This window comes from Bordetella tumbae (assembly GCF_965139195.1).
Classification (GTDB): Bacteria; Pseudomonadota; Gammaproteobacteria; order Burkholderiales; family Burkholderiaceae_B; genus Bordetella_A; species Bordetella_A tumbae.
In genome coordinates this window covers 1-24,259 of the sequence record NZ_CBCSJH010000058.1, presented here as the reverse complement: position 1 = coordinate 24,259, position 24,259 = coordinate 1, and the positions used below count along the sequence as shown (strand labels likewise).

21 protein-coding genes are annotated in these 24,259 nt (G+C 58.9%); 6 read left to right on the top strand and 15 right to left on the bottom strand.

The genetic code is table 11. The annotated features are described in order from the left end of the window. Window positions 1-360: 360 nt before the first annotated feature. Together ACNA0J_RS28410 and ACNA0J_RS28405 are read right to left on the bottom strand one after the other, a co-directional pair. Entirely contained in the window at window positions 361-1,323 is a 963-nt protein-coding gene (locus ACNA0J_RS28410; RefSeq protein ID WP_415822325.1) for a Bug family tripartite tricarboxylate transporter substrate binding protein, read from the bottom strand. Window positions 1,324-1,434: 111 nt separating this feature from the next. Beyond that, window positions 1,435-2,154, bottom strand: a complete 720-nt coding sequence (locus ACNA0J_RS28405; RefSeq protein WP_415822324.1) for a PIG-L deacetylase family protein — start codon at window positions 2,152-2,154, stop codon at window positions 1,435-1,437. Between the two features lie 101 nt (window positions 2,155-2,255). Between ACNA0J_RS28405 and ACNA0J_RS28400 the strand changes: the two genes are divergently transcribed. Both ACNA0J_RS28400 and ACNA0J_RS28395 read left to right on the top strand, forming a co-directional pair. Then, entirely contained in the window at window positions 2,256-2,960 is a 705-nt protein-coding gene (locus ACNA0J_RS28400; protein ID WP_415822323.1) for an IclR family transcriptional regulator, read from the top strand. A 193-nt stretch (window positions 2,961-3,153) separates the two neighbouring features. After that, a complete protein-coding gene (locus tag ACNA0J_RS28395; protein ID WP_415822321.1) occupies window positions 3,154-4,572 on the top strand; it encodes a short-chain fatty acid transporter in 1,419 nt (472 codons plus the stop codon). 92 nt (window positions 4,573-4,664) lie between these two features. Here ACNA0J_RS28395 and ACNA0J_RS28390 read toward each other — a convergent pair whose 3' ends face one another. The 4 genes from ACNA0J_RS28390 to ACNA0J_RS28375 form a co-directional block, all read right to left on the bottom strand. Next, window positions 4,665-5,045, bottom strand: coding sequence for a hypothetical protein (locus ACNA0J_RS28390; protein ID WP_415822320.1), 381 nt, complete (start codon window positions 5,043-5,045; stop codon window positions 4,665-4,667). A gap of 310 nt (window positions 5,046-5,355) precedes the next feature. Continuing rightward, window positions 5,356-6,261 carry a 5-dehydro-4-deoxyglucarate dehydratase gene (gene kdgD / locus ACNA0J_RS28385; RefSeq protein ID WP_415822318.1) on the bottom strand — a complete coding sequence of 302 codons (906 nt, stop codon included), beginning with the start codon at window positions 6,259-6,261 and terminating at the stop codon, window positions 5,356-5,358. 63 nt (window positions 6,262-6,324) lie between these two features. Next, window positions 6,325-7,080, bottom strand: coding sequence for a FadR/GntR family transcriptional regulator (locus ACNA0J_RS28380; RefSeq protein ID WP_415822316.1), 756 nt, complete (start codon window positions 7,078-7,080; stop codon window positions 6,325-6,327). 213 nt (window positions 7,081-7,293) lie between these two features. Next, window positions 7,294-8,862, bottom strand: coding sequence for an argininosuccinate lyase (locus ACNA0J_RS28375; protein WP_415822314.1), 1,569 nt, complete (start codon window positions 8,860-8,862; stop codon window positions 7,294-7,296). A 153-nt stretch (window positions 8,863-9,015) separates the two neighbouring features. On the opposite strand from ACNA0J_RS28375, the gene baeS reads away from it, so the two are divergent. Continuing rightward, window positions 9,016-10,395 (top strand): sensor histidine kinase efflux regulator BaeS, encoded by a 1,380-nt coding sequence (baeS, locus tag ACNA0J_RS28370; protein ID WP_415822312.1) that lies wholly within the window; start codon window positions 9,016-9,018, stop codon window positions 10,393-10,395. A gap of 8 nt (window positions 10,396-10,403) precedes the next feature. Beyond that, window positions 10,404-11,075, top strand: coding sequence for a response regulator (locus tag ACNA0J_RS28365; RefSeq protein WP_415822310.1), 672 nt, complete (start codon window positions 10,404-10,406; stop codon window positions 11,073-11,075). Here the strand turns inward: ACNA0J_RS28365 and ACNA0J_RS28360 are convergent. From ACNA0J_RS28360 to ACNA0J_RS28340, 5 genes are all read right to left on the bottom strand, one after another. Continuing rightward, window positions 11,057-11,701, bottom strand: coding sequence for a UbiX family flavin prenyltransferase (locus tag ACNA0J_RS28360; protein ID WP_415822308.1), 645 nt, complete (start codon window positions 11,699-11,701; stop codon window positions 11,057-11,059). The genes ACNA0J_RS28365 and ACNA0J_RS28360 overlap by 19 nt on opposite strands. Before the next feature lie 81 nt (window positions 11,702-11,782). Next, a complete protein-coding gene (locus ACNA0J_RS28355; protein WP_415822306.1) occupies window positions 11,783-12,766 on the bottom strand; it encodes a Bug family tripartite tricarboxylate transporter substrate binding protein in 984 nt (327 codons plus the stop codon). 69 nt (window positions 12,767-12,835) lie between these two features. After that, window positions 12,836-13,900, bottom strand: coding sequence for an isocitrate/isopropylmalate dehydrogenase family protein (locus ACNA0J_RS28350; protein ID WP_415822305.1), 1,065 nt, complete (start codon window positions 13,898-13,900; stop codon window positions 12,836-12,838). A 115-nt stretch (window positions 13,901-14,015) separates the two neighbouring features. Next, a complete protein-coding gene (locus ACNA0J_RS28345) occupies window positions 14,016-14,435 on the bottom strand; it encodes a cupin domain-containing protein (RefSeq protein WP_415822304.1) in 420 nt (139 codons plus the stop codon). A 61-nt stretch (window positions 14,436-14,496) separates the two neighbouring features. Then, window positions 14,497-15,357: an amidohydrolase family protein gene (locus ACNA0J_RS28340; protein ID WP_415822303.1), complete on the bottom strand. Its 861-nt coding sequence runs from the start codon at window positions 15,355-15,357 to the stop codon at window positions 14,497-14,499. A 226-nt stretch (window positions 15,358-15,583) separates the two neighbouring features. On the opposite strand from ACNA0J_RS28340, the gene ACNA0J_RS28335 reads away from it, so the two are divergent. Beyond that, a complete protein-coding gene (locus ACNA0J_RS28335) occupies window positions 15,584-16,462 on the top strand; it encodes a GntR family transcriptional regulator (protein WP_415822302.1) in 879 nt (292 codons plus the stop codon). A gap of 10 nt (window positions 16,463-16,472) precedes the next feature. Here the strand turns inward: ACNA0J_RS28335 and ACNA0J_RS28330 are convergent, their stop codons facing one another. From ACNA0J_RS28330 to ACNA0J_RS28315, 4 genes are all read right to left on the bottom strand, one after another. Continuing rightward, the gene (locus tag ACNA0J_RS28330) at window positions 16,473-17,456 is read right to left on the bottom strand and encodes a Bug family tripartite tricarboxylate transporter substrate binding protein (RefSeq protein ID WP_415822300.1); all 984 of its coding nucleotides are present in this window, start codon (window positions 17,454-17,456) and stop codon (window positions 16,473-16,475) included. 95 nt (window positions 17,457-17,551) lie between these two features. Continuing rightward, window positions 17,552-18,889, bottom strand: a complete 1,338-nt coding sequence (locus ACNA0J_RS28325) for an NAD(P)/FAD-dependent oxidoreductase (RefSeq protein WP_415822299.1) — start codon at window positions 18,887-18,889, stop codon at window positions 17,552-17,554. A 39-nt stretch (window positions 18,890-18,928) separates the two neighbouring features. Further along, complete coding sequence (locus tag ACNA0J_RS28320) at window positions 18,929-20,929, bottom strand: hydantoinase B/oxoprolinase family protein (protein ID WP_415822298.1); 2,001 nt, start codon at window positions 20,927-20,929, stop codon at window positions 18,929-18,931. Between the two features lie 16 nt (window positions 20,930-20,945). Then, complete coding sequence (locus ACNA0J_RS28315; RefSeq protein WP_415822297.1) at window positions 20,946-22,994, bottom strand: hydantoinase/oxoprolinase family protein; 2,049 nt, start codon at window positions 22,992-22,994, stop codon at window positions 20,946-20,948. Window positions 22,995-23,129: 135 nt separating this feature from the next. On the opposite strand from ACNA0J_RS28315, the gene ACNA0J_RS28310 reads away from it, so the two are divergent. Then, window positions 23,130-24,041 carry a LysR substrate-binding domain-containing protein gene (locus ACNA0J_RS28310; RefSeq protein WP_415807727.1) on the top strand — a complete coding sequence of 304 codons (912 nt, stop codon included), beginning with the start codon at window positions 23,130-23,132 and terminating at the stop codon, window positions 24,039-24,041. The last annotated feature ends 218 nt before the right edge of the window (window positions 24,042-24,259 follow it).

The following is a 24,259-nucleotide window of genomic DNA, read 5'->3' as shown; positions in this document are numbered from 1 at the left end:
GAGCAACGCCAGCANCAAGCCCGTCAACAGCAGCAGCAAGCGCAACGCCAGCAGCAAGCCCGCCAACAGCAGCAGCAAGCGCAACGCCAGCANCAAGCCCGNCAACAGCAGCAGCAAGCGCAACGCCAGCAGCAAGCCCGCCAACAGCAGCAGCAAGCGCAACGTCAGCAGCAATCGCGCCCACAACAGGAGCGCCGAGGTGGTGGCGGAGGAGGTAACCATGGCGGCGGTGGTGGCGACCACGGAGGCGGTCGAGGCAACCGGGATTAGGACACCTGGATGACCTCAATGCCGGGGTAGCCTCATGGCATATGCCCTCAACAGATGACAGGCCCGGACACCATGCCGCCGGGCCTGTCGTCAATCAATCTGAATATTCGCGTCCTTGATCAGCTTGGTCCATTTTTCTGTATCTCTACGCACGATATCCGTCAGCTCTTGCGGACTACTCGACACAAACTCAACACCTTGCGGATCGAATTTCTCGTTGAGCTCCGGGTTTTTCAAGGTTTTCACCACGGCCTGATTGAGCTTTACCACGATCTCGGGCGGCGTGCCGGCCTTGGCGAACAAGCCATACCACGTGGTGTATTCCATCCCGGGCAAGGTCGCTGAAATCACCGGCAGTTTGGCCGTATCGGTACCGGAACTCGGCGCACTCATCGTCAGCGCCCTCGCAGAGCCCTGATCAATCATGGGTTTCAACGACGGCATGCTGCTGAACAGCGCCTGGACCTGCCCTGACGCCAGATCCGTCACCACCTGCGACGTTCCGCGATACGGCACGTGCACGACATCCACCTTGGCCAGGCTCTTGAACAGCTCCATGCCCAAATGCGCAACACCGCCTACCCCAGCGGAACCAAAGTTGACTTGACCGGGGTGCGCTTTGGCATAGTCAATCAACTCTTGCGTCGTGTGCACGGGCAATTTCGACGTCACGACCAACACATGCGGGCTCTGCGTCAATAAGCTGATCGGCGTCAACAACTCCAGGACTTTTTTATCCTGCATCACCTTCGACGGTACCGTCATATTGCCCGACGCAGGCATCAACAAGGTGTAGCCATCGGCGGGCTGACCCAGCACTTGGTTCAATGCCGGCACACCATGACCGCCGCCCAGATTGACTACCACGACGGGCTGCCCCAGCTCCTTGCCCAGCAACATGGCGAACTCGCGTCCTACCATATCTGCCGGACCGCCCGCGGCGAACGGAATCACCATGCGTATCGGACGTTCGGGATACTCGGCCATGGCCTGGCCCAAGGGCAACAGGCCCAACACCAGCGCTGCTGCGCCGAGGATTTTCTTTGTCAGCATCATGCTCCTCCTGAATTTTTTTGCTGTAGATTTGCGACTAAAAAACTATCTGCTCCGACTTTACGCAGCCGTCTCTCGTACTGCACGTGCTCGGCAACGATGCTCTGATGCTCATTCCACGAAAGCGGGCACCACAGCAGGGAAAATGCTCTGATAGGCTTCGCCATACAGCGTGCCGGCACTCTTGGCCCGCCGCCCCGCCTGAGCCCCGCGCTGCAACGCCACACGCTCGTAGTACGCCCACAGATTGCGCTGCGTCGGCATCGCTTGCATGGCCTGCCATTTCTGTTCCCAGACCGCGGTGATTTCCAACAGCAGATTGGGTTTGAACCCGCACAATTCAGATTGATGCGGCTCAAAACACAGAACCTGGGGCGGCACGACATGGTCGGCCCCATGGCCAGGCGCCATCGCGTGCATGCGAGCACGCAGCACCATTTCATAAGTACGGCAGTGATCCAGATTCGAGGAATCGTGCTCCGGGTGAGTCAGCACCACAGCGGGCTTGGTCGCGCGCATGGTTTGCGAAATCCGCTGCACCGACTCCGGCGACTCGGGCAGGGGATAATCGCCCAGATCATAGAAATCCAATGACGCAACACCCAGGATCTCGGCTGCCGCCTCTGCTTCGGCACGCCGCAATTGCTTGACCGCATCGCGCTCCACCGGCGCCGCTCCTTGCCAAGCGGCGTTGGACTCGCCGTTTTCGCCATAACTCAGACAGATCAAATGCACAGGGACACCGCGCTGTGCATGCAAGGCCATGGCGCCGCCGCAACGCCAAACGAAATCCCCGACATGGGCAGTCACGACCAACATTGAGCTCGACATTTGTGTCTCCTCGATTGGGATGAAGAATGTCGCCATTGTATTTTTGTACAACTCCGTTGTACTCTATACAACAATCGAGACTCTACATAGGAAAACAGCTGATGAGCAATGATGGCGTTACCGCCGTCGAGCGGGCATTAAGTGTGCTGGACTGCTTCAAACCCGGTGCAGAGCACCTTTCCCTGGCGGATTTTTCCGCACGGATGAGCCTGCACAAAACCACGATTTTTCGCCTGTTGAATTCGCTGGTCCGGTGTGGCTATGTCGTGCGCGAGATCGACGGCCGCTACAGCCTGGGACCTCGTATTTTGTACCTGGCACGGGTGTATGAACGCGGTTTCGACCTCGATGCCGTCGTCATGCCCGTACTGGAACGGCTGTCTGCAGAAACGGGCGAAAGCGCAGCCTATTACGTAGAGTCCGGAGAGCCGGGGCACCGCCTCTGCCTGTTTCGCCATCAACCCCACGAAGGCCTGCACAGCCAAGTCCTGGCGGGCACAGTCATGCCGCCGGACCTATCGTCCACCGGCCGGGTCTTTGCCATTTGGGCACAAGGCAAATATCCGAATGACGAACGGCTGCCGCTCTATTCCCGGGGCGCGCGAGACCCCTATACCTCGTCGTGGTCGACGCCCATCGTTGGAGACGATGACCGTTTCGTCGGCGCACTGACCATTGCAGGCCCTACTGCGCGCTTGGACCACGTTGACAAGGCCCATTTCGAAAGCCTGATTCTGGGTCATGCACAAGAGCTGTCAAAACGTTTAGGGGCTTCCGCAGAAATACGAGACGCGCTTTATAAGTAACGCTCAACCCAATGAAGCCGGCCACGCCTCACGCGCAGTCAGCATCGTCCGTTATAGCGTTTTTGTCATATCTATCTCCGATATGCACAATACTTTCTGATGTACATTCGCGAAGCGCGATTTCCGGGGCATGACTATCGCCCCTGCAATAAGCGCGCGGAAACAAAGTAATTATGTAATTGGAGATGTTGGTATGGCTGTTTCAGTACAGGAAAGCCGGTCTGCCCGGTTCGCCATGCGTTGTGCCAGTTGGGCAGAACGCTGGTTCCCCGATTCCTGGGTATTCGCCACGGTTGCCGTGTTGATCGTCGTAGTAGCCGCGTTGGCGATGGGTGCTCCCGCCACTGCGGCGGCCAAAGCATTCGGCGATGGATTCTGGAGCCTGATTCCATTCACCATGCAGATGGCGTTTGTGGTGATCGGAGGCTATGTAGTGGCGAGCTCCAAACCCGCCTCGCGCTTGATCGACGTTCTGGCGAGAGTCCCCGGTAATGGCCGCTCTGCCGTTGCATGGGTTGCCTTTATCTCCATGCTGGCCTCGCTGCTGAACTGGGGATTGAGTCTGGTATTCGGCGGCCTGCTGGTCAAGGCGCTGGCTCGCCGCACGGACATCAAAATGGATTACCGTGCCGCCGGCGCCGCCGCCTATCTGGGCTTGGGCGCGGTGTGGGCATTGGGCCTGTCGTCATCGGCAGCGCAATTGCAGGCCAATCCAGCCAGCCTGCCGCCGTCGATACTGGCCATCACCGGCGTGATTCCTTTTACCGAAACCATTTTCCTATGGCAGTCGGGCATCATGCTCCTGGCCCTGGTGATCGTTTCCATCATCGTGTCGTACATGACTGCGCCCGGCGACCAGAGCGCCAAAGACGCCGAAGCCTGCGGCATCGATCCGGTCGTCGTGGTGCCCGAGCTGCCCAAACGCACGCGTCCGGGCGAATGGCTCGAGTACAGCCCGTTCCTGATCCTCGTTCTGGTTGCGCTCGCAGGCGGTTGGCTTTGGCACGAATTCGCGACCAAACCAGCCATTCTGGCCATCTCAGGGTTGAACACCTATAACCTGCTGTTCCTGATGGCAGGTGCGCTGCTGCATTGGCGGCCGCGCAGTTTTCTGGACGCCGTAGCTCGCGCCGTGCCGACCACGACCGGCGTACTGATTCAGTTCCCCTTGTACGGCTCCATCGCCGCGATCATGACGACCGTACAGGGCGCCGATGGCTCCACCCTGGCCCACCACATTTCAGATTTCTTCGTACAGATCGCCTCGCACGATACGTACGCACTGCTGATGGGTGTGTATTCGGCGATATTGGGCTTTTTCATTCCGTCGGGTGGCGGAAAATGGATCATCGAGGCCCCGTACGTGATGCAAGTCGCCAACGATTTGCAGTATCACTTGGGCTGGGCCGTACAGATCTATAACGCCGCAGAGGCCTTGCCTAATCTGATCAACCCGTTCTACATGCTGCCGCTGCTAGGCGTACTGGGTCTGAAAGCGCGAGACCTGATCGGTTTCACGTTCGTGCAGTTGCTGGTGCATATCCCGCTGGTGCTGGGTCTGCTATGGATACTCGGCGCCACGCTGAGCTATTTCCCGCCCATGCAGCCCTGACCCTCTCGATAACTGAGCCGCACTGCACATCAACATGTGCATCGCGGCTCAGCTGCGGCACATCGGCGCGGCCCAAGCCTTCCGTCCAAGTGTCAACCACCACCCAACTGAGGTGCGCCACCCTGCTTGGGCATAACAAAATGAGCCATGATGATACGGTCCTCGTGGTGAGAAATCGATCCTATCAAGCCCGACACGATCCCGATAAAGGCGGATCGGCCCATTCGAGGCCCCAGTTGATCCCCCCCGAGATACAAATCGGCGGCGAACGGCAGCGCACAACCGTAAGACATCGCCTGCACTAGCCCTACCCGATCTACCATACCAATGAGCGACCCGCCAATGATATAACCTGCGGTGGTTCCCACAGCGCCTACGGCGGCGGCAGCGATATGCACTCCCTCTGGACCAACGCCAGCCGTCCCGCCCGCACAATCAGCCCTTGATATCTCATGCAAAGTGAGTTCACGCATGACTTCTCCAATTTCTACGAGACAAAAAAATTTCACCTCAGCGCATCGGAATGATGCCAAGACACTCGGTGCCTGAAACACAATCTGAGGCGAATTCGGAGACAGCAGCGTAGCGGACGGTTTTATCGAAAATGCGGATACACGTATTTTCGATAAAAAATTCAGACACAGGGTCATCACGCACTTTTTTGTTTGGGGACGGCCCGGCAACAAAAACGCGTGATCAGACTCACCACTCAAACAAAAAGCCCTCCGCTTTTTATACCGGAGGGCTTTTCAGCGCCTGCTTACACAGGCGGTTTGCGGCAGCTTACTTGCCAGCGCGCTCGATCAGCGCCTTCAACTGCTCTTTCTCTTGTGCCGTCAGATTCGTCAACGGTGCACGAACCGGGCCCGGCTTGTGGCCGATCAATTCAACACCGGCCTTGATGATCGACACGGCATAGCCCTTCTGGCGATCGCGCAGTTGAGCGAACGGGAAGAAGAAATCGTCCAGGATCTTGGCCATGGTCGCGTTGTCATTGGCGTTCAGGGCGTTGTAGAAACGCAGGGCCAGCTCGGGCACAAAGTTGAACACGGCCGACGAGTAGGTGCTCAGACCCAGACCATTAAAGCCCTGGGCGAACAACTCGTGCGTCGGCATGCCGCCGATGTAGGACAGGCGATCGCCCAGCTTGGCCGTGATGTGGCGGACCAGATCGGTCTTGCCGGTGCCATCCTTGAAGCCAACCAGGTTGGGGCAAGCATCGGCCAGACGAGCCACGGTATCAGCCGTCGCCACCGAGTTGGCGCGGTTGTAAATGATGACGCCCAGGCTGGTCGAATCGCACACAGCCTTGACGTGTTGGTAGATCCCTTCTTGGGGAGCTTCCATCAAGTAGTGCGGCAACAGCAGCAGGCCATCGGCGCCGGCGTCTTCGGCACGGCGGGCGATGTCTTTGGCGATAGCGGTGCCGTAGCCGCAGCCAGAAATAATGGGGACATTACCAGCAACCGACTTGGCGGCACGGGTGACCTCACCGATTTCCTCGGGGGTCAAGGAGAACATTTCACCGGTGCCGCCCGCAGCAAACAGCGCAGCGGCGTCATACCCCGACAACCAGCCCACGTGTTCCTGGTAGCTGTCCAGGTTCAAGCTGAAATCGTCTTTGAAGTGGGTAACGGGAAACGACAACAATCCGGAGGCGATGCGGGTCTTGAGTTCTTGCGGTTTCATGTGATCCTCACTAGGTCATAATATGAATCTGGAACAAATCATATTATGAATTTTGAAAACAAGTCAATCGACTTCCATTGGTGTGGGGTGCGTACTACGCCGGGTCAACAGGCGATAGCGCTGTATCCCAATCAACAAGTGGCGCCGCATGGCGTCCCGCGCCCGATCCACATCGTTGGCGAAAATCGCATCGGCGATTTCCTCGTGTTCGGCCAATATCGTGTGATCCCGGCTAGGCAGCGGATCGACGCCTCCCATTACCGTACGCAGCTTGACCCGTGGAATCATGCGGCGCCCGATGTGTTCCAGAAAGGTCTTGAATCGGCTGTTATTCGTAGCCGCAGCGATTGCCATATGAAATCGAAAATCCGATTCATCGGTCGATTTTCCCTCGGCGATCAACTGTGCAAATTGGTCCAATTCCGCCTGAATCGCCGCCTCTTGCGCCGGTGAGCTGCGAGCAGCGGCCAGACCGGCCGCCTCTACCTCGATACCGATACGCAACTCCAGTTCCTCGATGATGTCCGAGATTTTTTCACTGGCGTGCGAAAACAAGGTCAGGGTTTCATCCGACTGCTGCGGCCCGAGCACAAACACGCCAGCGCCCTGGCGGGACTCTAGCAAGCCATCGGCGCGCAGGGTCGCCACGGCCTCGCGGATCACTGTCCGGCTAAAGCCGAATTTCTCCACCAGGACTTGCTCAGTCGGCAGTTTGTCGCCCGGCGCGTAGATACCGCCTTCGATCTGGGCACGCAGCTCGTCCGCAACCTGAGACGAAAGCGTCTTTTTTTTCGTCGGGGCGGTGGGGCTGGCTTTCAAGGTTTTCTCCTGCAATGCGGCGTCGTAAGCCGTCATATTACTGGGAAAACCATGTCATATGACAAATTTCACGCCATTGCCAAGCACGAATTTTAGTTAACTAAAAACCTCGTCCGGCCCCCTCATTTCTCACCAACTCTCCTCAGCACGGCTATCCCGACCCTATGAGGGCCCGGCCAACCCGCCTAGATGTCGGGTTGGCACGCACCTCAATCACTGCGCCCGCGCACTCGCTGCCAACTGATCGAATTGCCGATCCAGATCCGCCAGAGAATTCTTGATGTGATCGCGGCGCGCCTGTATCCATGCGGCCTGGGCCGTCAAGCGCTCATTCGCCTCTTTCAGCATCCGTTGCATTTCCGCCGGCTGCGGGCCGCCGGAGGTCTGGCGGTTTTTCACAATCGCCACCGGGTCCAGCGTCGAGCGAAACTCGGCTTCGCTCATCTGCAACTCGGCGGGATATTCTGTGCCCTTCACCGCCTCAGCGTAAATCCGGCGAGCCTGTTCATACGGGAAATCCAGGGGCTTGATGTTATTGGTCTTGGCATAGTCCACCACCTCTGAGGCGAAGTGATGCCCGACCCGGAATGGCAGCTTGTATTTGCGCATCAGCACATCGGCCAGCTCCTGGGACGCTGTCCAATCGCTATTGAGCTCTTCCAACGCCCGCTCCGGACTGACCACCAGGGCTTTCAAGACGCGATCCCAGCGCTTCAATACGACGATGGCACTATCGACCATGGCGGCATTCTGCTTGTCGTCTTTCGGGTCGCTCATCCCCGGCGTAATGTTATGCGTCTGCCACACCGGCCCCATCGCCAAGGTCACCGCCGTCGAGGCGTCACTGCGCGTGCTGTTCAACAAACCGGGATTGCGTTTCTGCGGCATCGCGCTCGATACATAGGTATTGCCGCCGCCCTCCTGCAGCAGAATCCAGGGCCGAGGCTGCGCATATTGCGTCATCACGTCCTCGATAAAGTTGCCCGTATGCAAGGCGATGCTGGTGACGATAGCGCCCACCTCGACCGGCTGATCCATCGCCGATATCTGCGCCGCATCGTAGGCGTTGTCCACCACCGCCTCAAAGCCCAGGTACTGGGCCATGCGCTTGCGATCCAACGGCCAGCTCGTGCCATTGAGTACGGTCGTCCCCATGGGAGAACGGTCAATTCGCGCATAGGCCTCACGAATACGCTGCGCATCTCTATCCAGGCCCGCCGCATGACCCAGCAAATAATGGCCGTAGCTATTGGGCTGCGCCGCGACGCCGTTCGTATAGTTGGGCACGACGGTATCGGCATGTTTGGCCGCCAAATTCACCAGCGTTGTCGAAGTAGCATTCAACTGATCGGCCAGCTCCAGCAGTTTGTCGCGCAGAATCGCACTGCGAAAAGTGGCATGCATATCCTGGCTGGATCGCCCGGCATGCAACAGCGTGATGTCCTGCCCTGCTGCCTTGATCAAGAGTGGCTCAAACGTAATCACCGTCGAGGGCCGTTTCGCGCCGGGTTGATTACCGTCGTTGATGACCTGGGCAACACCTGCAGCCAGGCGAGCACCCAGGGCTTTGTCCAACAGCCCCTCGTCGGTATTGATCACTGCCGTCGCTTTGTTGATTTCTCCCAGCCAGAAAAACGGATCACGTGCGGGCGCCGCAGCGGCAGCTTTATTGGTCGCTACAGCATCCGCAGTTTTGGCAGGCACCGGCTGCTGTGCCCAGGCACCGGCGTTGGCCAACGAAAAGATAAACGCAACACTCAGGATAGCGGGTGTATGTCTCATGGCATTCTCGTTATAGGTGGGGTATCCGTCCGTATGGGGCCGGACCACCAGTGTACCGAGTGTGCAGCAAATGTGGATTTCTCGGCCCAAACGTGGCTTTTCCCGCTTCATGGTGCAAAATTTCGCTTTATGCCCATCTTTCCACGCCCGACTATGAAGCTCGGCATCACCTCCAAGTTGTTTCTGGCAGTACTCGCCTCGTGCGCGATCGTGCTGCTGATCAACAACTTTGCCTCGCGCATCAGTTTCCAGCGCGGCTTTCTGGGCTATCTGAACGAACAAGGCGAAAGCCGCATGTTGTCGGTCATACCACGCATCGCCCAAGCCTATCAGGCCCATGGCAGCTGGGACTTTCTACGCACCGACGACCTGCAGCCCTGGTTTGAATTCATGCGTCCCGATCCCATGCCGGATCAGACCCGGCTCGCCCCTCCAGTGTCCGATCAAACAGGTGCCGTCCTGCGCTTTGCACTATTGGATCGCGATTATTCATTCATCGTTGGCAACCCCGATGCCAATCGCAGCTCTATCCTGCGTCCTGTCACCGTAAACGGAAACACGGTGGGATGGATGGCGCTCGTGCCCTTTCAACAAGCCGTTTCCGCAGGCGATGTACGTTTCTACGAGTCGCAACTGCAGATGTGGTGGCTGATTGGCCTGTTCTCCGTATTGACAGCAGCGTTGCTCGCCTGGCTGTTGTCCAGAGCGTTACTGCAACGCGTTCACGGCCTGGCCGCGGCCACCCATCGCCTGGCCGCAGGAGACTACACCACCCGGGTACGGCGCATGGCCAAAGACGAACTGGGCGGCTTGGCGCGCAACTTCAATCAATTGGCCAACACCTTGGAACATACCGAGCAAGCACGGCGTCATTTCATGGCTGACATTTCACATGAATTACGTACCCCGCTGGCCGTCATGCGCGCCGAAGTCGAGGCGATCCAGGACGGTATCCGGCCCATGACACCGGCCTCGCTGTTGCCCTTGGAACAACAGATCCAGCAACTGGGCAAACTCGTCAATGACCTGCATGACCTGTCGCTCACGGATATCGGCGCGCTGACGTATCGCCGTGTTCCCCTGTCGCTGGCCACTTTGCTGGAGGCCACATTGCTGTCCATGCAAAGCCGTTTTGAAAGCGCCGGCCTGACATTACGGTGGCACATTGACCCCGATCTGGAGCGCGTCGAAGGCGATGAGCGCCGGCTGCAACAACTGTTTGGCAATCTGCTCGAAAACGCCCTGCGCTACACGGACGCCGGTGGCGTCGTCGAGGTCCAATGCACCACACAAGATGGCCAGATCAAAGTCGTTTTTCAAGACAGCGCGCCCGGCGTCGATGCCGACAAACTCCCCCGCCTGTTCGAGCGCTTTTATCGGGTAGAGGCCTCGCGCAACCGTGCCAGCGGCGGCAGCGGCCTGGGCCTGGCAATTTGCCGCAATATCGTCCAGGCACACGAAGGCAGCATCGAGGCGTCCGCCTCGCCGCGGGGCGGGCTGCGCATCACCATTCATATCCCGACATTGGCCTGATCGCTACCATGTCCCAAAACCTGATTCTGATTGTCGAAGACGAACCGCAACTCTCCGCCGTCTTGCGCGACTATCTGTTGGCTGCAGGCTACCAATGCCATCAGGTCTATGACGGCGCCGAGGTCGTCAAAGCCTATCAACAGCATCGTCCTGACCTGGTGTTATTGGACTTGATGCTACCCAACCGCGACGGTATCGACATCTGCCGGGATCTGCGCGCCATCTCCGACACACCCGTCATCATGGTCACCGCGCGGGTCGAGGAAATCGATCGTCTCTTGGGCCTGGAGGTCGGTGCAGACGACTACATCTGCAAGCCATTCAGCCCCCGTGAAGTCGTCGCTCGCGTCAATACGGTACTGCGGCGCTATCAACGCAAGCCGTCGTCGAGCGCGACACCGGGATTGGCGATAGATGACTCGGCGCTGCGCGCCAGCGCAAACGGCCAGGACCTGGGCTTGACGCAAGTAGAATTCCGTTTGCTGCGCACCCTGGCCGCGGAGCCCGGACGGGTGTATTCACGCGATCAACTGATGAACCACCTGTACATGGATCACCGCGTGGTGACCGACCGTACTGTCGACAGCCACGTCAAAAACCTGCGGCGCAAGCTTGCTCAGGCCGGTGCAGAAGATTGGGTACAGTCCATCTACGGCGTAGGCTACCGTTTTGAGTCTTGATCGGCTTGATCGTCATCGTCATCGATATCGCCGATCTCCACCGCATTCGGCACCTCGCCCCAGCGCGGCATATTGGGCATGTCCAAGCCAAAACAATCCAGCGCGCGTCCCAACGATTGATCCACAATGTCCTCGATGGACTTGGGATTCGTATAAAACGCCGGGACAGGGGGATGGATGATCGCCCCCATCTCCGTTGCCGTCAGCATATTACGCAGATGACCTGCATGCAGCGGCGCCTCGCGCACCATCATCACCAGGGTACGGCGCTCTTTCAGCACCACGTCGGCTGCGCGCGTCAGCAGCGACGTCGTCACACCGGTAGCGACCTCGGCCAAACTGCGTACCGAACACGGGGCAATCAGCATGCCCATCGTGCGAAATGACCCGCTGGCAATTGCCGCCCCTACATCATTAATGGGATACACGACATCTGCCAGGGCGTGCAAATCACGCCGGCTCAGCTGAGTTTCGTATTCGCGCGTCATTTCCCCGGCCCGCGACACCACCAGGTGCGTCTCGATGCCCAGTTCGCGCAATACTTGTAACGCGCGAATGCCATAAATCACCCCGGTCGCACCGGTAATGCCCACAATCAGGCGGCGGGGGGGATCAGACTGCTTCATTATTGGAGGGGCCTTGAGGAAAACGAGCTTGCGCACGGACTAATCCAGATACTTTACCGTATTTGAGTTCGCCGCCTCAGCCTAGTCCTTCGTCACCCCGGCACTCTGCACCACGGCGCGCCAGCGATCGGACTCCTGCGCGATAAATTGCCCGAATGCCTCTGGGCTGCCTTTTACAGGCACCGATCCCAGCTGCGCCAGACGTTGCCGGGTTTCCGGTTCGTCCAGAATGAGGTTCACCTGTTGATTCAAATATGACACGATGGGCTTGGCCACCCCTGCCGGCGCCAACAATCCATACCAGACCGGCGCGTTGAACTGCGGATACCCCGCCTGGGCAAACGTGGGCACGCCAGGCAATGCCTCCAGCGGCTGATCGCCCGTCACCGCCAGTACCTTCACCTTGCCGCCTGCGGCTTGTGGCACTGCTGAGGGTGCGGTGTCGAACATGGCCTGTATCTGCCCGCCAATCAGATCCACCATCGCAGGCCCACTACCTTTGTAGGGCACATGCTGCATATCGAGCGCGTTCTGCGATGCAAACAGATATCCGGCCAAATGCACCGAGGTCCCCGCACCGCCAGAGCCGTAGTTGACTTCGCCAGGATGTTGTCTGGCATACGTGGCAAACGCCTTGACGTCCTTGAAAGGACTGGCCGCGCTGACCAAAAGCACTGTCGGCGAGTTCGCGATATGGGCAACGGGAGTGAAGTCCTTCGCCACGTCATAACGCAGCTTGGGATAAAGGAACGGATTGATAGACAAAGTCACCTGGCCGAACAACAACGTATAGCCATCGGCCGCCGCACGTGCAGCGAACTCGTTGCCGATATTGGTGCCCGCACCGGGACGATTTTCCACAATCACGCTGGCGCCTATCCTGTCGTTCAAACGCGAGGCGATATAACGCGCGATATTGTCGCTGCCGCCTCCCGGAGAAAACGGCACGACCACCGTCACCGGGCGTGCCGGATAACCGTCTGGCCCATTACCCGCCATCGCCACAACAGGCGCAACCATCCCCAGTGCAGCACATAATGCCGCACGCAAACGTGCAATATTCATCGGTGTCTCCTCGCTCGGCCGACAGGTGACTCGAACGTCCACCTTGCCGGCGATACGCTTAGTTCAGATTCACAACTGTTTGGCCACTGCGGCGCCAAACGCTCGAGTCCCTATGCTGCCGCCGATATCCGGCGTACGCGTAGCCGGATCGTCCAACACCCGATCAACGGCGGTATGAATCGCCTGCCCGGCCTTTGCGTAGTTTTCCAATTGGCGATGCTCGCCCACCCAATCCAACAGCATCGCCACCGACAGAATCATGGACGTAGGATTGGCCTTGTCCTGCCCCTGAATGTCGGGCGCCGAGCCATGTTGAGCCTGTGCACAACACAGCTCATCGCCTGCCATGACCGAACCCGCCAGGCCCAGGCTGCCCGACAGCTCACTGGCCAGATCGGAGAGGATATCCCCATAGAAATTCTCGGCCACCAACACGTCAAAGCGCTCCGGCGATTTCACCAGATGCGCGGTCGAAGCATCGACCAGCAGATCATCCAATACGACCTCAGGAAACTCCGCTGCGACGTTGCGCACGCACTCCAGGAACAACCCGTCCGTCATATGAAAGCTGTTTGCCTTGTGGATAGCCGTCACTTTTTTTCGGCGTTTCATCGCCAGTTCGAACGCGCGGCGAGCGATACGCTCGCTGCAATGACGCGTGATCTTGCGTACGGACAATGCCATATCGGGCGACGGCATCATTTCGCCCCAACCGCGCGCCATATTCCTATCCGGATAGAAACCCTCGGTCGCCTCGCGCATGATCACCAGATCCATCTGGCGGCCCGCGCGCATATTGCTGGGGATGCTGTCACGCGTGCGTGCCGGGCGAACGTTGGCGTACAGATCCAGGCCCACGCGAAACGCCCCTGAAATATTGCGCCCGCCCTTTTCCGGCGCAGGATAATCCGCATGCGATTGCGTGCCCAGAATAATGCCATCGTAGGCGCGCGCGCCCTGCAGCACCTCTTCGCGCAGCGTTGTGCCATGCTTTTCCAGGCTGACAAAGCCCACATCCTCGTACACGAAAGAGAGGTCCAGGCCATAGCGCTGATCCGCGGCCTTGAGCACGTTGACCGAGGCTTCGACAATTTCGGGCCCGATACCATCACCGGGCAGCACCAAGAATTTCATCTTCCTATCCTAAAAATAACCACTGATTTGTCGTGCTTGCAGCGTCATGCGCAACGCCCCCCTGAACGACCCAGGCACCGCGACCATTCACGCCGCCCAGGGCGGTCCCAGGCAATTAGCCTTGGCGGCCATGCTCCGCCGCAATGGGCCGAGTTTCGCCACTGTCCACCAATGTGCGAGTGGCATTCTGCGAGCCGTAAATCCACAGAATCTTCATGGGCTCGGTCTGCGACGCGTTACGAAATCGATGCGGTACCCCTGGCGGAATAAAGGTGACGTCCTGCGCCTTGACGGCGAATTCCTCGCCATCGATGTCAAAGATCGCACTGCCCTCGACCAGCATCACACTTTCCTCGCAGTTGTGATGATGAAAGGGAATCTGCGCCCCGCCCTGGAACTCGGTGTAGCCGGTAATGAACGCGGTCGCACCGACGCCGCGCGTGACCAGCGGCGTCGTACTCGCGCCACCTCCCCGGTCATGTTTTTGAACGGTTTCCGGCTGGATCAGCACCGCGTTGGAGTTTGTCTTGATCATGAGTACATTCCTTTAAAAACTGCCCGTGCATAACGCTCACCTGCACAGACACATAGCCAAATCAAATTTCAAAACCATAGAGACGCGCGGGGTTGTCGACCATCAACGCGTTGAACTGCTGCGTGTCCGAGACCCACTCGCGTAGCAACGCAAGCGTGGCCGCCACGTCCACCTTTCGAAACGGCTCGATCTCCGTCACGGCGCCCTTGCGCTGGCCATTACCGCCGGTATGCGGCCAATCGGATGCCCATACCAGGCGATCCGGCGCGATCTCCAGGCACTGGTGCACCATGGGCGCCAAGTCGGCGTACTCGGCCACCTGCGACACCCGATATGGCGCCGAGAGCTTCATCCACACATGATGGCAGGGCAATAGCGAGGCCAGCGTCTTCATTGATGCTGCGCCGCCGCCAAAATGATCCAGTACGACAGGCACTTTCGCGTTCCGCAACACCGGCGCCAACACAGCCAACGTATCGCTATCGACGTGCAATTGCACATGCCAACCACGCCCGCTGATCCGATCTGCTGCCGCCTGGAAATCCTGAATCAACACCGACGGATCCATGCCGGCATGCACATGAAAATTCAAACGCACGCCTCTCACCCCCAAGTCCTGCAACGCATCCAGCTCCGATTCGGACACGGCGGCGGGATCCACGACTGCAACGCCACGAGCCCGCTCCACGCCCAACGTTCGCAATGCCTCGCACATGGCGCGGTTGTCCAGTCCGTAGCAACTAGGCTGCACCAGCACCGTTCGCTCAATGCCCAACGAGGACTGCCACTGCCGTAACGCCTGGAGCGGTGCTGCCGCGGGGGTATAAGCCCTGCCGGCGTCATAGGGATAGCGCTCGGGGCAAAACACATGCGCGTGGCAATCACAGGCATGGGCTGGCAAAACGGTCACAACAGAGGACATGTGAACTGCCTGATCAGGGGAGGTTTCTCGGCTGAGCGCCCCGGGGGGCATCGACCTTGGAAACGATCGATTGGTCTTTTGTTAATATAAAGTACCATTCATTCAAATCCCGGCGCAAGCAAATTTTGAAACCGAACCATCGCCCCGGCCGAACCCGGCGTCATCAACGTGCGCCTCTCGCTGACGCTGAGATACGATAGGCAGGCATTCCCTTTCCATTGAGCGCATGTCCCAATCCCTTCAGTCTCAACTCGCCACCGATATCCTTCAGCGGATCAATGCCCAGTCGATGCCGGCAGGGACACGTTTGTCCGAACGCAGTCTGGCCAAAGCACTGCGGGTGTCTCGATCCCCGGTGCGCACCGCGCTGCGGCAATTAGCCGACCAAGCCCTGATCGATCCCCATCCCGACGGCGGATTCGTCGTTGGTGCAGGCGCGCTCCAGGTCAAACCCGCGGCCCTGATCAGCACGTCCGACCAGGAAGACCTCTACCTTCGCATTGCGCAGGAACGGCTCGATGGCAAGCTGCCCGCCCGAGTCTCTGAAAATGAATTGATGCGCCGCTACGACGTCACGCGCAGCCAGCTCACCGACATCCTGCGCCGCATTTCAAACGAGGGTTGGATGGAACGGCTGCCTGGCCACGGCTGGGCCTTTACCGAGGTCATGACGTCGTCAGTCGCTTATGCTGACAGCTATCGATATCGCATCCTGGTCGAGCCGGCCGCGATTCTGGAACCCACGTTCCGCATCGACGACGCTGGGCTGAAACAATGCCGCCAGGAGCAACAAGCCCTGGTCAACGGCGAGGTGCATCATGTATCGCCGGCGCAGATTTTCGACGCCAACACACGGCTGCACGAAACCATTGCGGCGTGCTGCGGCAACACTTTTATTCTGGATTCACTACGACGCATCAACCGCGTTCGCCGGCTGATGGAATACCGTAAAGCCGTGGACCGGCAACAGGCGTTGCGCCGTTGCGAGGAACACTTGGTATTGATTGATCTGCTGCTGGCGGGGCAACTGGAAAAAGCCTCCACCATGATGCTTACGCATCTGCGGGATGCTGCCCGCGAAAAGCGGGCAGTGGTATCGGCGTAACGCAAACCCTTTAAACGTGGATGCCCGCGACCTGGACCAGTTTCTTCCAGCGTTGGCTTTCCTGCGCCATAAAGGCAGCCGTCTCTGCCTGAGACATCTTTGGCATGAGCGGAGTGCCCTGGCGTTCGAAATTTTCCACCAGCTGCTTGTTATCCCGCGCAGCCTCGAAAGCCTGCCCTAAGCGGTCCACGATGCTTTGCGGCGTTCCCGTCGGTGCCCACAGTCCGTTCCACGTCACAATCGTGAAGTCTTTCTTCAAGAGCTCGCTCAGCGTCGGAATATCGAGCGCCACAGAGAGCCGCTCACCATTGGTCGTGGCTATCGCCCGCAAACGCCCGGACTGCACCATGGGCCCCACCACGGACCACGGATCCACCGCATACGTGAGCCGCCCGCCGATGACATCCGCCATCACCCCTTGAGAGCCTTGCTTGTACGGCACATGCAACAGATCGGGATATCCCAGTTCCGTCGCCAGGCTCTTGCAGATGATATGGCTGGAAGTCCCCACACCGTTCGAGGCATAGCTGTCAGTTTGGGGATTTGCCTTGATATGCGCGGCCAGATCATCCAGGTTGTGTATCTTGCTCTCGGCCGAGACCACCACAAACACCGGCACGCTGATCGTGACCGCAATAGGGGCAAAATCCCGCGCAGGATCATAAGGCAGATCGGCATACACGAACGGCGCGATGACATACGGTGTCGCCGCGCTATACAACAGGGAATAACCATCCGGATCGGCGCGTGCGATGACATTGGCGCCCAGATTGCCGCCTGCACCTGCACGGTTTTCGACCACCACGGACGCGCCCTTGATGGCTTTCGACACAACCTCGGCATAAACGCGCGCGGCGATATCAGTACTGCTGCCTGCTGAAAATGGCACCACGAATTTGATCGGACGGTCTGGATAATTCGCTGCATTGGCAGGCCCGGCCAAGGCCAGCCTTTCGCCTCCTAGCAGCGCAGGTGCTGCGGCAAGTGTGCCCAAAAATGCTCTTCGGCTATAACGCATCGTTGTATTCCCCTTGTTGACGTGATCACTGCTTAAAAGCCGAGCTGCCGCCCCATGGCGGCAGCGGCCATTCAATACAGAATGCTGGGTTGCAAGCGCCGTCCGTCTATCAAGCGCTCATACGAAAAATCATCCAACGCGATCTCGGCACGCCCATGCACCATCAATTGCGCCAGACTTCGTCCCGCCCCCAACGACGAGCTGAAACCATGGCCGCTAAAGCCCGTACATAGAAACAAGCCCGGCAGACGCGAGACATCCGAAATGATGGGAATGCCATCCGGCGTGTTGTCGATGACGCCGCCCCATGCCTGATCAATCAGATTCGGCCCCATGCCCGAAAACAAAGCGGCCGCGTCCTCGTAGGCACTTCTGACCAGATTCATATCGGGCTTCGGGTCGAGAATCCGATGACGGGTATAGGGCGACTGGTTCAAATAGAAATAGCGAAACTCGTCCCATAGCTGGGCAAAGAACTTTCGCCCCAGCGAAACGTTGACGTTCGCTTTTCTGGCTTGATACAGCGACCGGAACGTCATCCCGTAGCGCAGCAGATCGGGCACCACATGCATGGTGCCGCGTCCACTCTTGGCCAGAGTCAGGCCGCCATCCTCCCGGTCACGGAATGAGAACTGCGTCGCACGCGCAGGCGAGCGGCCGCCGGTGTCGAACTGCAGACTCTTCGATGCCGACGAGTGCACCTGCAGGATCGGCAAACGCAGCCTATGCTTTCGGCAGAACATGGAGGACCATGCCCCGCCGGCCAAGACCACCTGCTTCGCCCGCACAACGCCCTTTTCTGTCTGGACGCCCGCAATACGGCCGCCGTCGATCAGCAACTCATTGACCGCACACTGCTGAACGATTTTTGCGCCCTGCTCCTGCGTATGCTGGGCTAACAACGGGATCGCCCGAGATGGCTCGGCATAGCCATCCCTTTCGGTACAGATCCCTCCTATCCAGGCGGATTTTCCCCAGGCATGCGTGGCGTTGGCTTCGCGCGCACTCAACATCTTCGACGGGACACCGCGCGCAGACGCCGTGCCGTGCCATCGTTCCCAGGTCTGCAACTCCTTGGGGTTATCCGTGACGAACACCACGCCAGTCTCGCGAAATCCCACATCTGCGCCCGTCTCGGTTTTCAGATGACGCCACAGATCCACACTCAGCTTGGCCATCTCCAACTCGCGGATATCCCGCCCGAGCGTGCGGCACCAGCCCCAATTTCGACTGCTCTGTTCCGCCGCGACCCATCCCTTCTCGATCACAGCGACGCTGGCGCCTAATCGCGTCAGCTCATAGGCCGTCGCGATCCCCGCCGCACCCGCTCCGATCACCACGACATCTGCCGATGGCGGTGGTGACTGAGCCGTATCTACCCGCAAAAGCGCTTGCTTCAGTTGTTGCATGACAATAGCTGCCTGATAGAGTTCTTAGTCGCTCAGACATCACGCGTCTGCGGCTTGCAATTGGGGATAGGCCTTCTGCATCTGCTCGAAGATCTCGTCGATCAGTTCAGGCCGTGTGTCGCTTGCGTCTTGCCGCACTCGCTGGTCCACCGCGTCAAAGATCTTTATCTTGAGAAAGTGCCGCCAGATCGGCGCCACACCTGCCAGATGCTGAGTCAGCTTTGCATAGCGGGCCGGCGTCCACACCGAATCGAACGCCGTTCTGCCATCGCCATAGTCATAGTGCGCGCCGCTCGGAGTCTGACCTGCGGATAGCTGAGCGCGCAGCGCTTTGGTTTCGTCGCGGCGGACTTCGTCACCGTCGATCACCACGCCGTACTGTTCGCGAGCATTGTCGACCGACACATAACCGCAGCGCACATCGTGCAGCACTTGCTGAGGATCACGTTCAAAGGGCGAGCCATAACCACCACCTCCGCAGCCATCCAATCGAATCACATCACCAGGTTGACATTGAATGAAATCGTTGACGCCCAGATCCTCTTCGTGCGGCGTGCCAGGATTGCGCGTAAATTTCGACACCGTACCGGCCTTACCCCCCAGCACGCCCCAGGACGCAAAGCGCGAGCGATCACGATTGCGTGCCGTGACCGCCGAGTTGGGCGTAAAGACCTGAAACTCCATCGAGGTCCCCAGTCCTCCGCGATACTTTCCGGGCCCGCCGCTGTCAGGGACCATGCCGTAGCGGGTAATCCGAATCGGCACCTCGGTCTCATTGATCTCTACCGGCGTATTACGCAAGAACGCCACAATCGCGCCCGACGCATCGACCCCATCGCTCCAGGGATCACCGCCCGCGCCGCCGCCTACAGGTCCAATAGCAGCAATGATGTTCTTGCCCGAGCGATCTGTGGTTTTGACGTTCACAATGCTCATGCCGCCAGCCGGAGACGCAGGCAAACGATCCGGCACAACCTGCGAAAACACACCCATCGTGGCGTATTGCACGACTTTGCACGTCAAACTGCGCATTCCCACAGCGGCGGGAGGCAAAGGATTGACCACCGACCCTTCCGGCAAAATGCAACGGGCGACGCGCAACATCCCTGCATTGAGCAGGATGTCCGGATTCAAGGAATACAGCACGTAGTTCAGGCCGACCAAGGCCAACACATGACGCTCTTTGCCGCCGGTAGGCATGTTCAGCGATGAGTTCAACTGCGGGTCGCTGCCCGAAAAATCGAATTCCAGACTGCCATCCTGGATACGCAGCGTGATCGCAACGCGCAAAGGCTTGCCGTTCAACGAATCTTCGTCCGCATACTCCGCAAAGAAGTATTCGCCATCAGGCATGGATCGCACGATGGCGCGCGCCTGTTCCTCGGAATAATCCAGCATGGCTTCTACGCCATCCTGGAATGTCTCCAACCCGAATCGCTCGATGATCTCGAGAATGCGCCGCTCGCCGGTCATCAGCATGGCGATCTGCGCCTGCAAATCGCCGCGATTCTGTTCGGGCGAACGCACGTTGATTTCCATCAAGCGCATCAACTCATTATTGAGCTCGCCACGGCGCACGATCTTGGTCGGCGGAAAACGGATGCCTTCTTGCTGCACCTCGGTCAGGGTACGCGACAACGAGGCAGGAACGGCGCCCCCCATATCGGTATTGTGGATATGCCCCCCGACAAAGCACACAATTTTGCCCTGGTAATACACGGGCTTCCACATCATGATGTCGGGCGTGTGCGTCGCGACAAAGCCACTGTAGGCATCGTTCGTCATGCAGATATCGCCCGGCTCGTAGCCTTCGATCATCTGGATCACGCTGCCGAAATCCAGGCCGGGGTACCAGGTGGCTCCCAAAGTCTTGGGCGACGCAAACGTCTGTCCCGCCAGGTTCATGATCGTGCAGGAGAAGTCCTCCGTTTCCTTCACAAATGCCGAATGGGCCGTACGCATCAAGGTATGCGCCATGCTTTCAGCGGCCGCTACGCAGTAGTTGGCAAAAATCTGCAGTACCGTTTTATCGAAATTCATTTGATCCTCGCCCGATTCAGTTCAGTTCAAGCGCTGTAAGCTCGAGATTCCCGTAGACATCCACGTGGGCGTCAAAACCAGGCAGCACGCAGGTCGTGCAATCGTCTTGCGCCACGATCGCCGGTCCGCTGAACCTCTGGCCGGCCAGCAATTTGTCCCGGCGATAAAGCGGCACATCCCGATACTCGCCTTCCATCCAGACTTGCAAGGTAGATTCGGATATCGGCGTTCCTGAGCCTTTGGCGATATGACGCAATTCCGGTTTAGGCGTTCTATACGTAATCACCAGGCGTATCGCGACGACCTGAACGCCGGCGCTCACATCACCATGCCCGTATAGACGCTCGTGCTCTTGGTGAAAAGCATGGCTCAATTTATCGATCTGACCTTGCTCCAGCCATTCACGCTGAATAGGCGTATCGATCTCGAACGACTGGCCGCGATATCGCATATCCGCAGAGACATCGATCTCGGCGCCGCTATCGCTGCCGACCTCAGCCACCAACCATTCACGCGCCCGAGCCTCCAGCTCGCCGACTGCCGCTGCCAGTCCAGGCAGCGTCCCCGAATTCAGATCGCAATACGTGGTCTGAACAAAATCGTTCTTCACATCGGCAATCAAACCGCCTAACGCGCTCAACACCCCTGGCGTCGTAGGCACCAGCAGTTTCTGCACCTTGAGCGCCTTTGCCAGATAGCAGGCCAGCATCGGCCCCGCCCCACCGAAAGGCATCAGGTTAAACACTCGCGGGTCGATACCGAATCGCGAGATCACTCGGCTGACTCCCGCATACATGCTCGATACGGACACGTTGACGATGGCCTCGGCAGTGCGCAGCACATCCGTTCCCAAACGCTCGGCCAATGGCGCAATTGCCCGGCGCGCGGCATCGACATCGACTTTGACGGCGTTGTAGCCCAGTTGCTGCGAGCCGATCACGCCCATCACGGCAAACGCGTCCGTAATGGTGGGTTGTGTCCCGCCTTTGCCATAGCACACAGGTCCCGGTGTGGAGCCCGCGCTTTGGGGGCCTACCTTCAACACGCCCAGATCGTCGACCCAGGCAATGGAGCCGCCGCCATCGCCCACAGACGATACGGAAACCGAAGGAATATGAATCTGAAAATCGCCGATGTATTCGCCCGTCGCGAACTGCGGCTTGCCATCCACGATCAACGCGATATCCGCGGTGGTCCCGCCTATATCCAGGCTCATGCAGTTCGGGATATTGCACAGTTTGGCGATATACGCAGCGCCAATGACCCCAGACGCCGTGCCGGACAGAATCATCTGGACGCAGTTCGCCTTGCCATGTTCTGCGCTCATGACGCCGCCATTGGACTTCGTCACTTTCAGGTCAACAGGAACACCGCTCTCGCGCAAGGCCGCCTGCAGGCTTTCCAGATAATGCGACACGCGCGGCTGCACATAACCGCCGATCACCGCCGTCAACGTACGCTCGTATTCCCGGATGATCGGCCAGACTTCGTGCGAGCACGACACAAACATTCCCGGCAGCGCACGCTGCAAAATCGCCTTGACCTCGAGTTCGTGGACGGGATTACGATAGGCATGCAACAGGGATATCACGATCCCTTCGCAGCCCGCCTCGCGCAAGGACTCTGCCACGGCCAGCACGCTGGCCTCATCGACGGGCGACACCACGCGTCCATCCGCGGACATCCGCTCGTCGACCCCAAAAACCCGGTCACGGGAAATCAGCGGCACGGGACGTTTGGACATCAGGTGGTACATGTCCGGGATCTTCAGGCGGCCGATATCCAGCACGTCCTCGAAATTGCGCGTCGTGATCAGCGCCAGCTTCAGCCCACGGCGCTGCACCACCGCATTCACCCCCACGGTCGTGCCGTGCGTGAAATACGACACCTGTGCGGGGTCGAGGGCATACCGCGCTTTCAACTGCTCAATACCGGCCAACACCTCGCTGCCTGGCGCGTCGGGGCGGGAAAACACTTTCAGGGTCAGGATGGTCCGCGTCGACTCATCCAACACGGCGAAATCCGCAAAGGATCCACCGATATCCACGCCTATCCGAAGGCTCATTGGGCACTCCTCAAAATTGGGGGTCAGGTCTGTGCAGCCCCCCGATCTGCTGCATCAATGTGCCCATGGTAGGCACTCACCACCCATATGACTAATTGAATTATCATCAGATGTCATGCAAAAATGATATGACCCATGCTGAACTTCCGCCAGATCGAAACTTTCCGCGCTGTCATGCTGACCCGGTCCATGACGCAGGCGGCCAAAGACCTGAACACAACCCAGCCCAACGTCAGCCGAGTCATCGCCCAATTGGAAAGCCGTATCGGTTTGCGTCTGTTCGAACGCATCGCGGGCAAACTCATCCCCACACGGGAAGGCGAGGTTTTCTTTCGCGATGTCGAATTGACATTCGCAGGCTTGCGCAGCCTGGAACGGTCTGCAGCGACATTGCGTACGCGCGGGACCGGGCATTTGCGTATTTCGGCCGTTCCGTCTCCCGCCTTGGTGACCGTCCCCGAGGCCATCCGCTTGTTCGCAGAGAAATTTCCCGACGTCACGGTGTCGCTGCATGTGGCGGACTCCATCACGGTCTGCCAATGGACTGCTGCTGGCTATAGCGACATTGGTGTCGCGTCCGACATTTTCAGCAACCCGGGCATTGGCCATCATGTAGCCAGCAAATCACTGGGCGTCTGCATCGTCTCGACCAAACACCCCCTGGCCACGAAACGCCGTCCCTTGACGCCCAAGGATCTGGCGGGCGAACGATTCCTTTCGCTGTCACCCAACGACGCCATGCGCAAGGTGATCGACGCCGTATTCGCCGCGGCAGGCGATCAGCGGCGACTATCCTACGAGTCGCATTTTGCCGCCGCGATCTGTCACATGGTGGATCTGAACCTGGGCGTCAGCATCGCCAATCCCGATGTCGCCGATAGTTTCCGATCTCTGAACATCGCGATCAAACCGTTTGCGCCGGATATCGTGTTTTCAACGTATCTCGTGTATCCCTCGGGGAATCCGCTCAGTCTGCTGGCCAAGACATTCTGCGAGTGCTATCAGACCGTAGCGACGCGCCGGCGATTGCTGAGGGATTCGCCGTGAGCAGCCACTGGCGGCGGTCAGCGGGTAGGATGGGAGAATGAGTGCTATTGGACGTCGAAGCGGGGCAGTGACCGTGTTGGCGCTTCACGTGACTGGTCGGCCGCCTGCGCGTCCGACACCGCTTCGCTCACCTCGTCCGCGCCTTCGCGCTGCCTTCGGTATCCACTCGCTCAGCCACGAGGCGCGCCAACACGGTCACTGCCCCGCTTCGACTCGCA

What these genes read in the sequence shown, in the direction of transcription:
- ACNA0J_RS28410 (WP_415822325.1), bottom strand. Translation starts at nt 1,323, where the DNA reads ATGCTGACAAAGAAAATCCTCGGCGCAGCAGCGCTGGTGTTGGGCCTG.
- ACNA0J_RS28405 (WP_415822324.1), bottom strand. Translation starts at nt 2,154, where the DNA reads ATGTCGAGCTCAATGTTGGTCGTGACTGCCCATGTCGGGGATTTCGTT.
- ACNA0J_RS28400 (WP_415822323.1), top strand. Translation starts at nt 2,256, where the DNA reads ATGAGCAATGATGGCGTTACCGCCGTCGAGCGGGCATTAAGTGTGCTG.
- ACNA0J_RS28395 (WP_415822321.1), top strand. Translation starts at nt 3,154, where the DNA reads ATGGCTGTTTCAGTACAGGAAAGCCGGTCTGCCCGGTTCGCCATGCGT.
- ACNA0J_RS28390 (WP_415822320.1), bottom strand. Translation starts at nt 5,045, where the DNA reads ATGCGTGAACTCACTTTGCATGAGATATCAAGGGCTGATTGTGCGGGC.
- kdgD (WP_415822318.1), bottom strand. Translation starts at nt 6,261, where the DNA reads ATGAAACCGCAAGAACTCAAGACCCGCATCGCCTCCGGATTGTTGTCG.
- ACNA0J_RS28375 (WP_415822314.1), bottom strand. Translation starts at nt 8,862, where the DNA reads ATGAGACATACACCCGCTATCCTGAGTGTTGCGTTTATCTTTTCGTTG.
- baeS (WP_415822312.1), top strand. Translation starts at nt 9,016, where the DNA reads ATGAAGCTCGGCATCACCTCCAAGTTGTTTCTGGCAGTACTCGCCTCG.
- ACNA0J_RS28365 (WP_415822310.1), top strand. Translation starts at nt 10,404, where the DNA reads ATGTCCCAAAACCTGATTCTGATTGTCGAAGACGAACCGCAACTCTCC.
- ACNA0J_RS28360 (WP_415822308.1), bottom strand. Translation starts at nt 11,701, where the DNA reads ATGAAGCAGTCTGATCCCCCCCGCCGCCTGATTGTGGGCATTACCGGT.
- ACNA0J_RS28355 (WP_415822306.1), bottom strand. Translation starts at nt 12,766, where the DNA reads ATGAATATTGCACGTTTGCGTGCGGCATTATGTGCTGCACTGGGGATG.
- ACNA0J_RS28350 (WP_415822305.1), bottom strand. Translation starts at nt 13,900, where the DNA reads ATGAAATTCTTGGTGCTGCCCGGTGATGGTATCGGGCCCGAAATTGTC.
- ACNA0J_RS28345 (WP_415822304.1), bottom strand. Translation starts at nt 14,435, where the DNA reads ATGATCAAGACAAACTCCAACGCGGTGCTGATCCAGCCGGAAACCGTT.
- ACNA0J_RS28340 (WP_415822303.1), bottom strand. Translation starts at nt 15,357, where the DNA reads ATGTCCTCTGTTGTGACCGTTTTGCCAGCCCATGCCTGTGATTGCCAC.
- ACNA0J_RS28335 (WP_415822302.1), top strand. Translation starts at nt 15,584, where the DNA reads ATGTCCCAATCCCTTCAGTCTCAACTCGCCACCGATATCCTTCAGCGG.
- ACNA0J_RS28325 (WP_415822299.1), bottom strand. Translation starts at nt 18,889, where the DNA reads ATGCAACAACTGAAGCAAGCGCTTTTGCGGGTAGATACGGCTCAGTCA.
- ACNA0J_RS28320 (WP_415822298.1), bottom strand. Translation starts at nt 20,929, where the DNA reads ATGAATTTCGATAAAACGGTACTGCAGATTTTTGCCAACTACTGCGTA.
- ACNA0J_RS28315 (WP_415822297.1), bottom strand. Translation starts at nt 22,994, where the DNA reads ATGAGCCTTCGGATAGGCGTGGATATCGGTGGATCCTTTGCGGATTTC.
- ACNA0J_RS28310 (WP_415807727.1), top strand. Translation starts at nt 23,130, where the DNA reads ATGCTGAACTTCCGCCAGATCGAAACTTTCCGCGCTGTCATGCTGACC.